We start from the raw sequence: 13,408 nt of genomic DNA on the forward strand, positions 1-13,408 counted from the left end.
CCGATACCAAGACGGTGGCCGCAGTGATCCGCGCGCTGAAGGCGACGTCGTGATCGGGCCGACGGGTGCGGTCAAGGTCATGGTGGCGACGAAGCCCGTCGACTTCCGCAAGGGTGCGGAGGGATTGGCGGCGCTGGTGCGAGAGACAATGGGGGCCGATCCGTTCAGCGGGGCCGTCTACGTCTTCCGGGCGAAGCGGACTGACCGGATCAAGCTGATCTTCTGGGATGGCACCGGGGTTTGCCTGCTAAGCGTTTGGAGGATGGGGAGTTCCGCTGGCCGAAAGTGCATGACGGCATGATGCGGCTGACGGCCGCGCAGCTCTCGGCGCTACTCGAAGGTCTCGACTGGCGGCGAGTCCATGAGGCGCGCCGGACCCGCGTGCCAGCCCAGGCGGGCTGACCCGCGACGAAGTGAATCAGCCTAGATTCCGCTGTCGCGGGCTGTCGGCGAATATGGTCTGATCCGTTCATGGCGATGACGGCTGACCAGCTTCCCGACGATCCGGACGCGCTGAAGGCGATGGTCCTGGCGCACGACGTCGAGAATGCCCGTCTGATTCAGATCATCAAGGAATTGCAGCGTCACCGCTTCGGCCGGCGTGCCGAGACGCTCCCCGAGGATCAATTGCTGCTGGGGCTCGAAGAGGCGGAGCAGATCGAGGCCGCCGGTGAGGAAGAGAAGGAGCAATCTGCTCCCGCCGAGCGGCAAGCAAAGGCCACGAGGCGCCGGGCCAACCGGGGCGCGCTGCCACCCCATCTGCCGCGCGTGGAGATGGTCGTCGACATCGAGGACCATGCCTGCCCATGCTGCCGCAATGGCTTGCATCGGATCGGCGAGGACGTGAGCGAGCGGCTCGACATCGTTCCGGCGCAGCTGCGTGTAATCGTCGTGCGCCGGCCCAAATATGCCTGCCGCGCCTGCGAGGACGTCGTGGTTCAGGCTTCCGGCGCCGGCCCGGCTGATCGAGGGTGGTCTTCCGACCGAGGCAACGGTCGCCCAGGTGCTGGTCTCAAAATATGCCGATCACCTTCCGCTCTATCGTCAGGCGCAAATCTACGCCCGGCAGGGTATCAATCTCGATCGCTCTACGCTCGCCGACTGGGTCGGCCGCGCCGCCTGGCACCTGCGTCCGGTGCATGAGCGGCTGCTTGGCAAGCTGAAGTCCTCGGCAAAACTCTTCGCCGACGAGACGACCGCGCCGGTGCTCGATCCCGGCCGCGGCAAGACTAAGACAGGTCAACTCTGGGCCTATGCCCGCGATGACCGACGATGGGAGGGGAGCGACCCGCCGGGCGTCGCCTATGTCTATGCGCCGGACCGAAAGGCCGAGCGTCCGATCGCTCATCTCGCAGGCTTCACCGGAATCTTGCAGGTCGACGGCTATGGCGGCTATCGCGTGCTGGCCGACAAAAGCGGCGTCACGCTCGCCTTCTGCTGGGCGCATGTCCGTCGGCGCTTTTATGAACTGGCAGCAGCCGGTCCCGCGCCGATCGCCAGTGACGCGCTGAGACGGATCGCCGAACTCTACAAGATCGAGGATGACATCCGTGGCCGATCGGCCAACGAGCGCCGCGCGATGCGTCAGGACAAAAGCCGCGCCATCGTCGCCGATCTCGAACCCTGGCTGCGTGAGAAGCTCGGCCTGATCAGTCAGAAGACCAAGCTCGCAGAGGCAATCCGCTACACGCTCTCACGCTGGGAAGGCCTCTCGCACTTCCTTGACGACGGCCGCATCGAGATCGACAGCAACACCGTCGAACGCTCGATCCGTCCGATCGCAATCTCGGGGTCATTCTGCCCATGTTGGGCAGGAGGTCGAAGTCCCGTGCGCAGCAATGGATCTGGGCTCCCCGCGCGCGTCGCTTGCTGCACTGCTTGAACTGAACAAGCTCTTGATCCAGCGCCGTTTCCGGCGAGGCTCTCCGGATGGTTTCATCATCGGGGAGACTCAAAATGAGAACCTTGCCGCCACCGACACGATCTCTCGTGATCGTTCGCCAGCTCAGCATGCGCTCGACTCGCACAAGCTAGTCGGGCTGAGCGCAGCGCAACGAACGATCGTGATCGCCCGGCTCGCCAATGTGCTGATGGCCGCCGCCGGTATCGTGACGGAGGAGAGCCGCGATGACGAGCCGTAATCTGATTCCGGCCACCATCCTCAAGCGCAAGGCCGTTGTCTATGTACGTCAGTCCACGCAGGCGCAAGTGCAGCTCAATCTTGAGAGCCAGCGTCGGCAATATGAGCTGGTCGACGTCGCGCGGCGCTGGGGATTCCGCAAGGTTGAGGTGATCGACGAGGACTTGGGACGCACCGCAAGTGGAGCTGTGGAACGTCCCGGTTTCGAACGCCTGGTCGACGATCTGTGCACCGGTCATGTGGGCGCTGTGCTTTGCCTGGAGGCGTCCCGCCTGTCTCGCAACGGACCGGACTGGCATCGGCTGCTCGAGTTGTGCGGCGAAGTCGATGCACGGGTGATCGATCTGGACGGAGTCTACGATCCGGGACTGCCGAACGATCGCCTGCTGCTCGGCATGAAGGGGAGCATAAGCGAGTTCGAACTCGGGGTGCTGCGTGCTCGCATGTACGAAGCTGACCGCGCCAAGGCACAGCGCGGCGAACTGCGCATCTCTGTGCCCTTCGGCTACGTCTGGCACCGGGATTACGGTCTCGGGTTCGATCCCGATATACGCCTGCAGGAGACCATTCGCCTGATATTCGCGCGTTTCCGCGAACTCGGCAGTGCCCGCCAGGTCCTGATCTCGATGATCGACGATGGCGTGCATTTCCCCAGACCCTCCGACGGCAAGAAGATGGTGTCCTTCGCCTGGGTTCCGGTCCGCTACCGCAACGTGATCTCCGTCCTGAAGAACCCGTTCTACGCCGGCGCTTATGTCTATGGTAAGAGCGAGAAGCGCACCGAGATCGTGGATGGCCGCGTCCGCAAGAGCTATGGTCATTACAAGCCGGCCAGCGATTGGGCGGTGGTGCTCAAGGAGCATCACGAAGGCTATATCGGATGGAGCGAGTACGAACGGAACCAGGAACTTCTCGCCGCCAACGCCTATGGCAAAGCCGGCGGCGTCAAGTCGGGCCGCGGCGGTCGCGCGTTGCTCCCGGGTCTTCTCTCCTGTGGTCGATGCGGGCGAAGACTGGTTGTCACGTATGCCGGACGTGGCCAAGGTTACCCGGTCTATCGTTGCGAGAACACCATGATGGCGCAGGCGCGATGCATGTCGTTCAACGGCTTTCGCACCGATGCGGCGGTGGCCCGCGAAGCCTTGGAGGCGGTTGCGCCGATGGCGATCGAGGCGGCGTTGGAGGCTGAACAGATGCAGCTGGAGAGCGAAGCCAGGCGGCGGCAGATGATCGAGATGGACCTGCAGCAGGCACGCTATGAGGCATCGCTCGCCGAGCGCCGCTACGCCGCCTGCGACCCGGAGAACCGGCTTATAGCGGCCCAGCTCGAGAGGAACTGGGAAGCTAGGCTCAGGCGCGTGGAGACCTGCGAGGCCCGGCTCAGTGAAGTCCAGCGTATGGAGCCTGTCGACGCGATCCCTGACTTCACCGGCCTCGCCCAGGATCTCGAAGCCGCCTGGAATGCGCCGGGTGTCGATATGCGGTTCCGTCAGCAACTGCTGCGCGCGCTCATCAAGGACATTGTGGCGGACGTCGATGACGACGCGCGCGATGTGATCCTGACCATCCATTGGCATGGGGGCCAGCATTCCCAGGTAAGGGTTCGCAAGTCCAAATCCGGAGAGCATGGCCAGAGTACGCCTGAGGAGGCTCTGGCGGTCATGCGATCCATGGCAACGCGATGGTCGGATGCCGAAATCGCCGCCACACTCAACCGCATGGGCATGAAGACGGGTCAGGGAAAGACCTGGACGGCGCGACGCGTCCAATCCCTGCGCACGGTGCACAAGATCAGCGGCTATCGGTCTTCCGACAAGAACGGCGAGTGGCTTACCATGTCGGACGCGGCCGCGAAGCTTGGCGTGTCGCACGTCAAAATCCGCCGGTTCGTCAGGGACGGCATATTACCAGCCGAGCAGGTCATGCGCGGCGCGCCCTACCAGATCCGCGCCAGCGACCTTGAAGATGAACGGATCAAGGCCGATTTGGCGCGCAAATCTCCGCGTATCATCAACGACGATAATCAGAAATCGCTGTTTCCCGCCATTTGAAGAGGGGGTGCATAATGAATCAGTCTTCGCGCTCAACCGCAAGAACGCGCTCTTCGCAGGCTCTGACGGCGGCGCCGAACACTGGGCAGTCATCGCCTCGCTGATCGAAACCTGCAAGCTCAATGGTGTCGAACCGCTCGGCTTATCTCGCCGATGTCCTCACCAGGATCGTCAACGGCCACCCCAACAGCCAGATCGACGATCTCCTGCCTTGGGTCTACATCAACAAGCTCGAGCTCAAGGCCGTGGCCCGAGAATACCGCTTACTCTTGACATGCACGGGCCGGAACAGGTTAACCCGCATATCTGCGCGATGCCGCGAGCATGGTTGCGGTCGGTCTTGTTGACCTGTGCCTTGAGAACGCCTTGGAATGACGGGGCTCGATACAGGTCACGTAGTCCGGCTGCCGCCAGACCAACCATTGGGATAAGGGGCCGGCTTCAAGCCTGATCCGGGCGAGATTCCATGCGGGGTTCTTCAATGCGTCAGCAAGATCGTCCGGATGACTAGCAACCTTCATCTCTCGGCAAATTCGGCGCCCTTCTCACGATGCAAACGGTGGTCTCTTTCACGGAGACGTCCAGTCCGGCATAATTTTTCATGCTGCGCTTCCTTTCCTGATGCTTGTGGCTGTTCACACAGACCACGTTTTGTCATCATCTCGAAGCGCAGCACTTCAAAACAACCCGTTCAAGGCGGGGGGCAAAGCCGAATACCACAATCTAAACACCTAGCGATGCTGTTCAAATTCGCCTTGCCGGCATGGGACCCCATCGCTGTCATCACAGGAAGCAGTACGTGGGAGGGGAACTGCTCGCAGTGATGAATCGTGTTCCGAGCCACTACCCATTCAGTTTCGTCCCAGTTGTTACCTCCCGTATTCAGGTTGCGGTCGAACCGCGGGAAGGCCGAACTAGTGATTTCCAGGCGAATTTGATGGCCGGCCGGAAACCAATTACTTGTGGCGTCGAGATCAATCTCGATTTTGCATATAACGCTCGGTTCCATGAAAACAGCCCGATCAAAGCCCTCGCGATAGCGGACGCGCAGTATCCCGTCCACCACGTCAATCGCACGGCCATCGGGATGTACGTCCAACAGTCTGGCCACGAAGTCCGTGTCCGGGGCCGAAGAAGAGACGAAGAGGACCGCCCGGACAAATCCGGTAACCTCCATGCCCTCTGTGAGGGGCGGTGAAGTGAAGCAGAGGACGTCTGGACGAAGCTGGACGTCCTGGTAATCGCGGGGTCCTATAGTAGTTCCACTTGACTTCCCGCCGTCCATCCCCAAGAACGGCGCCGGATCCCCAGGGTCGTAGGTAAACGTGTCAGCCGGCTCGTCGGCACTCGGAGGCTCTACATCAAGAGTCCCGTCGCCTAGACGGGTCGCGGCATTCCCGCCGCTGCGGAGGAACCAGTGCTGCAGTTCCACACCAAGAGGGGGCCATTCTGACGCGGCACGCCACTCGTTGCGACCCATCACGTAGTACTGGACGCGGGGCATTCCCTCGATCCGGTCGGGCTTGTCGTTCAGCCAGCAGTCGAACCAGTCCAGGTAGATCTGCCAGCAATCCAGGCGCGCGTCGCCCAGCTCGCGCTCGCCGATAACCGTCGGGGCTTTGAGACTCTCGGTGCCACAATGCGTGGCTGGCGACAGAATGATATGTTGGTGATCGCGTGCCGCCGGGCTCAATCCGCGAGCACTAAAAACGCGCTGCTGGTGAAGCGCGTCGGCAGCCCCCACGTCGTACCACGAGTTCACGAACAGGGCTGGGACGTCGATGGTCGAGTCCTCGCTAAGCATCCCATTCCGATCCCCCCAGGGATCGCCTGGGTCACGCGAGACCCAGTCCTCCCAGTCAGTCGGCGGTCCCCCAAGGCTCTTAAGCATGTTGACGAGCGGCAGCGACGCGAAAGCCCGCTGATACTCCTCATCGCTTTTCGGTTGCACTCGGGACCGGTCCTTCGCTGCGGTTTGGTGGAACCAGGGGACAAACGCGGCAACCTCCACCGCACCGCCGAGACGGAGATCCCCGTTGCGATATCGCCCTCCGGCAGAGCCGTTCGCGCCGCCCGATCCCTGCGCAATTGCGCATCGGTGGGCTGGATGGCACAACTGCGCCAGCAAAACCTGCGCGATACCAAGCGCCGAGCACCCATATGTGCCCACGCGTCCATTCGACCATGGCTGCTGCGAAATCCAGGACAGCGTGTCATAACCGTCGTCCCTTTCATTCTCCATGAGGGTGAATACGCCGCCGGAATCGAAGACTCCACGAAGCTCCTGCACAAGTACGGCGAAGCCTTGTCCAGCAAACATTCTTGCCACTTTGTGGCGAGGCTCAACCGGACAGCGATAGGGCGTCTTACCGTATTGAGTTCGGATAAGGATTGACCCGAGTTCCCCAGTGTAACCAATAGGCCGATACAGGTCCGTGGCGAGCTCAACGCCGTCCCGCATTGGAACGCGCAAGCCGGTCTGCAAAACCACTTCGTATCGCGGCGTTGGCGGTTTAATCGGGCCTAGTTCATTACACACTTCAGAGTGCCTCCCAGACATTGAGACTGATTCAAGATGGAGTGGCCAATTTCGACGGGTCTCAGCATTCTATCTGCACGGTGGTGTTCCAGCCCACCTGCCTGTGCAATACCAGATGGAATACGCTCATTGGGGTGGCGCTGATTGCATGCCTTTCACTTAGCGAGCCAGCAGGCTGACAGGTGCTGTGGTCCAACTTCGATCGCCGGCGGCTCCTCAGCTTTGCAACGGTCGAAGGCAAGCGGGCAACGAGGATGGAAACGGCAGCCCTTCGGCACGCGCGCGGCACTTGGAACCTCGCCCTGCAGGGCCGGCAACTCGGCGCGACCTGCGTTGCCGCCAATCTGCGGTGTGGCGTTGCGCAAGGCGACGGTATACGGATGGCGAGGGTTGAATGTGATCTCGTCGGCGCTACCAATCTCGACCAATTTTCCAAGATACAAGACCGCAATCCGGTCGGCGATCAGCCAGGCAAGGGGCAAATCGTGGGTGATGAACAGCAGCGCCATGTTGTGCCTGTCGCGCAAGTCAACCAGGACCTGAAGAATCTGAGCGCGTATCGAGACATCGAGCATCGATACAGGTTCATCAGCAACGATGAGTTCCGGCCGGACGGCAAGCGCTCCTGCAATCACGACGCGCTGGCGCTGCCCGCCGGATAGCTCGTGCGGGAAGCGGGCGAAGAAATCGCCGGGAGGATTGAGCCCAGCGGCCGCAAGCGCTTCACTCACCCGGTCGGCGAGTTGAGTGGCGTTACCGACCAGCCGCAGGGACTGCAACGGCTCCGCCACGATGTCGAACACGGTGTGTCGCGGATTGAGGGCCTGATAAGCGTCCTGGAAGATCATTTGCACGCGACGCCGGTACGGACGTAGAGCCGAGAAGCCCTCTACCGACCTCATGTCGCGGCCTTCGAACAGCATTCTGCCGCCAGTCGGCTTGGCAAGCTTGGTGATGACGCGGCCCACAGTGGTCTTGCCGCTTCCCGATTCGCCGACCAGGGCGACGATCTCGCCCCGCCCGACGTTGAGGTCGATCCCGTCTACCGCGCGCATGGCGCCGACAGATCGGCCCAGGACACGGTCGAACAGACCGCCCTGGATAGGAAAATGAACTTGCAGGCTCTCGAGACGCAGGATGCCGGCAGTGTCAGGCATGAACAGCGACCTTGTCTTCTTGCGTCAAGGACCGGTGAAGGTGACAGGCGACACGTCCCCGCCCGAACTTATTGAGGCTGGGGACTTCGGTCGCGCACCCCCCCATGACCGACGGGCAACGCGGATGGAAAGCGCAGCCCGAGGGTCGATTCACCAAGTTGGGAGGATCACCCGGTATTGGCCGGATCATCTTTTTGCCGCTCGCTGGGTTCGGGATCGATTCGATCAGCTGTCGGGTGTAGGGATGTTTGGGCTGGGCGAAAATCTCGGCGACAGTGCCATCCTCGACGATGCGGCCCGCGTACATGATCATTACGCGATCACAACACTTAGCCACCACAGAAAGGTCGTGGGTGATCAAAATCAGGGCGAGGCTCAACTGCGATCGCAAGTCGCCTAGCAGGTTAAGGATCTGAGCCTGAGTGATGACGTCGAGCGCTGTGGTGGGCTCGTCACCAATGATAATCGAAGGTCGACACGCGAGCGCCATGGCAATCATCACCCTTTGTCGCATTCCGCCCGACAACTCGTGAGGGTAGGCGGAACCACGATCCGCCGGGATGCCGACCAGTTGAAGCAACTCACTTCCCCGCTTGGTCGCCTCGCCCCGCGACATGCCGAGCTTCAGCATGCATGGCTCGGCGATCTGCTTGATAATGCGGTGAACAGGATTAAGTGCGTTCATCGCGCCCTGGAAGACAACGGACGTTTCGCTCCAGCGATGTGGCCGCATCGCCGCATCATCGTCGATCGGCAGTCGGTTGCCACGATAGCGCACTTGGCCGCCGCTGACCCGCGCGTTGGGTGATAGTAGACCAGCGATCGCCATCGCGGTCGTGGTCTTGCCACTGCCCGATTCTCCGACGAGGCCCACGGCCTCTCCGGCTCGGAGCGCGAAGCTTACGCCGTCGATTGCTCGCAATGAAACGCCCTTGAGCCCATAATCGACAGAGAGCCGGTCTATTTCCAGAAGCGGTGTTTTGTCCTGGGAGGAGCTGGTCATGGGATCACCCTCCGCCGTGGATTGAACGTGTCGTCAAGGGCACTGCCAATCAGGACGAAGCTAAGCGAAACCGTGAGTACGCACAGTCCTGGGGCGCCGAGGTACCACCAGGCTCCAGCACTGGCCGCGCCGGCGCGCTGAGCGAGCGAAAGCAAAGTGCCCCATGAAGGCTGCAACGGGTCCCCGAGTCCAAGGAATGAGAGCGATGTCTCGACATAGATTGCGCTGGCGACCACCAGCGCACCATTGGCTGCGATTTGCGGCACGAGATTGGGGAGGATGTGCCGCACCATGATGCCGAAATTACTGCTACCCGCAACGCGCGCACGATCAATGAATGGTCGCTCCTTAAGCGACAGTGTCTGACTCCGGACGATACGTGCAACAAAGGACCAGCTTGTCATGCCTATAACGACAATGATCACGAAAAGAGAAGGACGGAAGCCCAGGATTTCTCCACCGCGCCCCATCACCTCGAGAACCACGGGTGTAATGACCAGCGCCAGCACGAAGGACGGCATGACAAAAAAGAAGTCTGTCAAGCGCATCAGCCAGACGTCGACCCTGCCACCATAGTAGCCAGCGGTCGTACCGATTGTAGTCCCAACGACGAGGCTGATCACAGTCGCGAGTAGCGCAATCGTAAGCGAGATCCGGGCACCATGGAGGACCAGATTGAGCACGTCCCGCCCGATTTCGTCCGTGCCGAGCAGATGCTCGCCTGATGGGGGTGCGAGGAAATCGCCAGTTGCATTGATCGCAGTCTGGAGCGGTCCCGCCAGAATATTGGGGACCGCTCCCACAACAAGAAAGAATACCAGACATACGAGGCCCACCTGAGCACCGCCATAGCTGAGAAATTGACGCAGAAAGCCTTTTATTGCGCGCGCCCGGCCTCGCGGGCAATATCGAACAATATTGTCGCTCATTGTCGGACCCTCGGATCTAGAAGGCTGTAGGCAAGATCGGCTACGAGGTTTGCGAGAACAATTGAAACGCCAAGCAACAGGAATATGCCTTGAAGGACTGGGTAGTCCCGTGCGTTGAGTGCTTCCACCGTCAGCCCGCCGATACCCGGCCAGGCGAAAACGGCTTCGACAGTGATGGCCCCGGCGACCACATAGCCAATATTGAGGGTGATCAAGGTCACGACCGGTAGCATTGCATTGCGAAATGCATGACGCATCAGCATTTGACCGTTGGTCAGCCCTTTCGCCCGTGCGGTTACCATGTAATCCTCGGTGAGTACGTCACTCATTGCGGCACGAGCGACGACGACGTACTGGCCGATTAGCCCAAGCGCCACCGCAGTGGCGGGAAGCGTGAGATGTTGCAGGTAGTCGAGGAACGAACCAAGAGAGCCCGTGATCAGGCCGGGCGAGTATGCACCATAGCCCGGGAGCCAACCCAATGCCGTGCTGAAGATTACCACCAGGATCATGCCGAGCCAGAAAGCCGGCGTAGAATAGAGCGCCAGAGAGGCTCCGGTTGCGATACGGTCGCCGGCTCCTCCCCGGCGCCAGCCTGCGTAGATCCCAAGCATCACCCCAATAACGATTGCCATTATCTGAGCAACCCCGACTAGGACTATGGTGTCCGGCAGGCGTTCCGCTATCAGGTCTGCGACATGCCTGCCCCTGAACTTGAAGCTGTAGCCGAAATCGCCGCGGAGTGTTGCCGACAGGTAGTCGACCGCCTGGTCCGGGAACAGCGGCCGGTCAAGGCCCCAACGTTGGTTCTGCGCCTCAATCTGCTCGGCGGTGACGCTGACGCGCGCCCCGCCAAGCAAAAGAGATGCAGGGTCACCTGGAATAACTCGGAATAGGATGAAGTTCAGGACTGCCACCATCAGGAGGGTTATAGAGGCCCTGACGATGATGCGCAGGATGTGACGGCTCCCTCCCCCTCCGTTCACGGCGCGGGCACCGGCTTCAAGCGATCGAATGGGAAGTAGCTGTCCATCGACATGATGCCTTGCTTTCCCCAACCCTCGAAGCAATCCCTCCGGTGGGCTTCGAGCAGGGTGGGGTAACATAGTACGATGTAAGGCGCTTCAGTATAAATTAGTCGCGCTGCCTGGTCGACCAGCTTTTGGTTTTTCTTGAGGTCAACGGTGACCTGCACCTCCGCGAACAGTTTGTCGAACTCCGCATTCGTCCAGTACGCCTTGTTCTTGATGCCGATGGAATTGCTGCTGCCGAAGATGAGCAGGTCTTTAGGTGTTGGGCCTTGCCAGGTATCGGAAATGAGCAGATCCCACCCTCCGCCGCCTTTCGCCGGAGCTGCGGCGCGGGCGCTCAGCGCACCGGAGTCGAGCCGAGTCACCGATACAGGGATACCGATTTGCTCCAACCAGCCAGCGATAAACTGCACTGCCGCGACCGGCATCTCTATATTTGCTGAAGGTCCAGACACCAGCTCTAGCTGGAAACTCTTCCCGTCCTTGTCCTCCCGAATGCCATCGCCGTTCGTGTCCCGGTACCCTGCGGCGTCAAGCCGGCGGTTGGCTTCGGCGAGATCGAAGTGGCGCCTGATGTCGTTCAGATCTGAATAGTAATCGGCCGCCACCGGCATTGCGAGTCCGACACCAGGGTCGGCGTGTCCGCGCATGGCTCGATCGACGATGGCCTTCTGATCGATCGCGTAGCCGAGCGCATCGCGAAACGCCGGATCCTGCAGAGCCTTGGTGCTACCTGCGCCATCTCCCGAAGCGGTGTTGAAGGCGAGATAGGTTTTCTGAGCTATGCGGGATTCACCGACTACAATGTCGGGATCCTTCGAGAGATCAGCCCACTGGGCGGACGTCAGGTAGTTGCCATAATCGAGTTCCCCGCTCTTAAGACCTTGCGCAATCGGATCGGCGGCATCGAAGGACCGCAGGATCACCCCCGCGATTTGGGGCTTCCCCGTACGGAAATAGGGGTTCGGCGTCAGGCGTGTAAACTGGCCCTGGTGAAACTCCGAAACGATCATAGGTCCCGTACCCACCAAAGGCGGATCGTTGCGGAAGGTTACGCGTGCGTCAGCATAGCTGATGTCCTTCCAAATGTGCTCGGGAACGATCATTATGATATTGTCTATTGGCCAGGTCGCGGGGAACTTGGTCACGATCTGCAAAGTCTCGTCGTCGAACGCTTTGATGGACTCGACGTTCTCAAGACCGCTGGTGCTGTTCCACCCGACGTTTAGCTCGTCGGGCTTGCCTATGGAATCGTGCAAATAACTATAAGTGAACGCCGCGTCCCTAGCGGTAGCAGGCTGGCCGTCCGACCACTTCATGCCGGGCCAGATCTTGAAGGTCCAAGTGAGGTTGTCGTCGGCGACGGACCAAGATTGGGCAAAGCCCTTTCGATCGTCGTATCGCTGGGCGTCTATGCAGACCAAGAAATCATAGCAAATAGCCAAGGGCCAAAAGGAGCCCCAAGTGGCGAAGGGGTTCATCGAATCAGGGCCTCCACCCAGTCCGCCGATTCGCAGGATGCGATCGTCGCACGACGAGGCGAACGCCCTCGAGTTAATCCCCCAAGGGGTCGCCGAAATCGCCAGCATTGCCTTCATAAGCGCACGACGATTATATGAGTATTGGCTCATTTTATCCTCCCTGTTTGCCGGCTTTATCATCACTTCATGTTCACACGACCACGATGATCTACGGCCTCAACCCGGAACATCTGGCTTCCTTTTGACGGAAGCTCCACAGTCCCCTCATTCCAGATAAGTAGCAGTGCCCAGGGGGGTGGTTCCTGCAAATTGGCCGCTGTGCCTGCATGAATCCGGCGTTTTTCTCGATTCTGGGCACAGCTAGCCAGAATTAAAGTCGATTGGCCGGTTCCAGCTCCTGGCGGCGCCCACGGACAATTCGCATATAGCAAACGAGGCAGTCATTCAGGTTCTGTTCGCGACCTCGGGTTGGAGGGTCCCGTCGAGCCGCAAACGCCTTTATCACGGATGTGTGATGTCGGAATGTCGATGCCGAAATTCCAGAGGATATCCTCTTCCGGCACACGACGGTCTAAGAGGCGTTCGACAAGCTGCGCGCCGCGCAACAACACGGAGCTTGAGCCGCCCGTTGAAAAACGATGTAAACGCTGATGGATCTCCAGCCTGATGCGTGGCCGCCAGCTCGTCGACCGTGAACTATCCGCAAGCCATTGATCTGGCCTTTTGATTGAGGCGGATAGCGTCTTTTGAATTGCAGGATTAGCGGTATTTGGACGCTGTTTTCCTGCAATTCGGTTTTGCGATTCCCTTGTGCTGCGGAGCGTGATTCACTCGGTTCGGCGGCGGCGAATCGAGGGGACGGCGAATGTCCAAGCCACGCGAGACGGGAGAGCAGGACCTGTTCCGCTCCAGGCTCGATCAGATCATCAACATGAAGCAGGCGATCGACCGGCCGGTGCTGGAGGAGCGTTTCGGCGCCGTCTATTCGGACGGCCCCGGCATGCCGCCGCTGCCGACCCGGCTGATGGCGGGGCTGGCGATCCTCAAGCACACCTTCAACCTGTCGGATGAGGTGCT

8 protein-coding genes and 5 pseudogenes are annotated in these 13,408 nt (G+C 60.5%); 6 read left to right on the top strand and 7 right to left on the bottom strand.

Annotated features, from left to right (window positions below; all coding sequences use genetic code 11):
- The first annotated feature begins 49 nt into the window (after nucleotides 1-49).
- The 5 genes and pseudogenes from tnpB to EN994_RS03760 all read left to right on the top strand — a co-directional run.
- Nucleotides 50-402 (top strand): annotated as a pseudogene (gene tnpB, locus EN994_RS03745) (IS66 family insertion sequence element accessory protein TnpB).
- Nucleotides 403-471: 69 nt separating this feature from the next.
- Nucleotides 472-1,789 (top strand): annotated as a pseudogene (locus EN994_RS03750) (IS66 family transposase); the annotation flags it as partial.
- Between the two features lie 49 nt (nucleotides 1,790-1,838).
- Nucleotides 1,839-2,141, top strand: a complete 303-nt coding sequence (locus tag EN994_RS35290) for a hypothetical protein (protein WP_063169337.1) — start codon at nucleotides 1,839-1,841, stop codon at nucleotides 2,139-2,141.
- Nucleotides 2,128-4,191 carry a recombinase family protein gene (locus EN994_RS03755; RefSeq protein WP_063169338.1) on the top strand — a complete coding sequence of 688 codons (2,064 nt, stop codon included), beginning with the start codon at nucleotides 2,128-2,130 and terminating at the stop codon, nucleotides 4,189-4,191. Before EN994_RS35290 ends, EN994_RS03755 begins: the two co-directional genes overlap by 14 nt.
- Nucleotides 4,192-4,219: 28 nt before the next feature.
- Nucleotides 4,220-4,412, top strand: a pseudogene (locus EN994_RS03760) (transposase domain-containing protein); the annotation flags it as partial.
- Nucleotides 4,413-4,456: 44 nt separating this feature from the next.
- On the opposite strand, the pseudogene EN994_RS35930 reads toward EN994_RS03760, so the two are convergent.
- The 7 genes and pseudogenes from EN994_RS35930 to EN994_RS03795 all read right to left on the bottom strand — a co-directional run.
- Nucleotides 4,457-4,794 (bottom strand): annotated as a pseudogene (locus tag EN994_RS35930) (IS110 family transposase); the annotation flags it as partial.
- Between the two features lie 88 nt (nucleotides 4,795-4,882).
- Nucleotides 4,883-6,751: a CocE/NonD family hydrolase gene (locus tag EN994_RS03770; protein ID WP_082826580.1), complete on the bottom strand. Its 1,869-nt coding sequence runs from the start codon at nucleotides 6,749-6,751 to the stop codon at nucleotides 4,883-4,885.
- Nucleotides 6,752-6,885: 134 nt separating this feature from the next.
- Nucleotides 6,886-7,887 carry an ABC transporter ATP-binding protein gene (locus EN994_RS03775; protein WP_063169341.1) on the bottom strand — a complete coding sequence of 334 codons (1,002 nt, stop codon included), beginning with the start codon at nucleotides 7,885-7,887 and terminating at the stop codon, nucleotides 6,886-6,888.
- A complete protein-coding gene (locus EN994_RS03780; RefSeq protein WP_063169342.1) occupies nucleotides 7,880-8,890 on the bottom strand; it encodes an ABC transporter ATP-binding protein in 1,011 nt (336 codons plus the stop codon). The genes EN994_RS03775 and EN994_RS03780 overlap by 8 nt, the downstream gene beginning before the upstream one ends.
- Nucleotides 8,887-9,819: an ABC transporter permease gene (locus tag EN994_RS03785; RefSeq protein ID WP_063169343.1), complete on the bottom strand. Its 933-nt coding sequence runs from the start codon at nucleotides 9,817-9,819 to the stop codon at nucleotides 8,887-8,889. Before EN994_RS03785 ends, EN994_RS03780 begins: the two co-directional genes overlap by 4 nt.
- Nucleotides 9,816-10,805 (bottom strand): ABC transporter permease, encoded by a 990-nt coding sequence (locus tag EN994_RS03790; RefSeq protein WP_063169344.1) that lies wholly within the window; start codon nucleotides 10,803-10,805, stop codon nucleotides 9,816-9,818. Before EN994_RS03790 ends, EN994_RS03785 begins: the two co-directional genes overlap by 4 nt.
- Nucleotides 10,802-12,481 (bottom strand): ABC transporter substrate-binding protein, encoded by a 1,680-nt coding sequence (locus EN994_RS03795; RefSeq protein WP_063170379.1) that lies wholly within the window; start codon nucleotides 12,479-12,481, stop codon nucleotides 10,802-10,804. Before EN994_RS03795 ends, EN994_RS03790 begins: the two co-directional genes overlap by 4 nt.
- A 715-nt stretch (nucleotides 12,482-13,196) precedes the next feature.
- Here EN994_RS03795 and EN994_RS03800 point away from each other — a divergent pair.
- Nucleotides 13,197-13,408: pseudogene (locus EN994_RS03800) on the top strand (IS5/IS1182 family transposase); the annotation flags it as partial.

It is taken from the genome of Mesorhizobium sp. M7A.F.Ca.CA.002.09.1.1, assembly GCF_003998555.1.
In the GTDB taxonomy this organism is placed as follows: Bacteria; Pseudomonadota; Alphaproteobacteria; order Rhizobiales; family Rhizobiaceae; genus Mesorhizobium; species Mesorhizobium ciceri.

Bases quoted from the DNA above. Each gene is read 5' to 3' on its own strand.
- EN994_RS35290 (WP_063169337.1), top strand. From the start codon at position 1,839: ATGGATCTGGGCTCCCCGCGCGCGTCGCTTGCTGCACTGCTTGAACTG.
- EN994_RS03755 (WP_063169338.1), top strand. From the start codon at position 2,128: ATGACGAGCCGTAATCTGATTCCGGCCACCATCCTCAAGCGCAAGGCC.
- EN994_RS03770 (WP_082826580.1), bottom strand. From the start codon at position 6,751: ATGTCTGGGAGGCACTCTGAAGTGTGTAATGAACTAGGCCCGATTAAA.
- EN994_RS03775 (WP_063169341.1), bottom strand. From the start codon at position 7,887: ATGCCTGACACTGCCGGCATCCTGCGTCTCGAGAGCCTGCAAGTTCAT.
- EN994_RS03780 (WP_063169342.1), bottom strand. From the start codon at position 8,890: ATGACCAGCTCCTCCCAGGACAAAACACCGCTTCTGGAAATAGACCGG.
- EN994_RS03785 (WP_063169343.1), bottom strand. From the start codon at position 9,819: ATGAGCGACAATATTGTTCGATATTGCCCGCGAGGCCGGGCGCGCGCA.
- EN994_RS03795 (WP_063170379.1), bottom strand. From the start codon at position 12,481: ATGAGCCAATACTCATATAATCGTCGTGCGCTTATGAAGGCAATGCTG.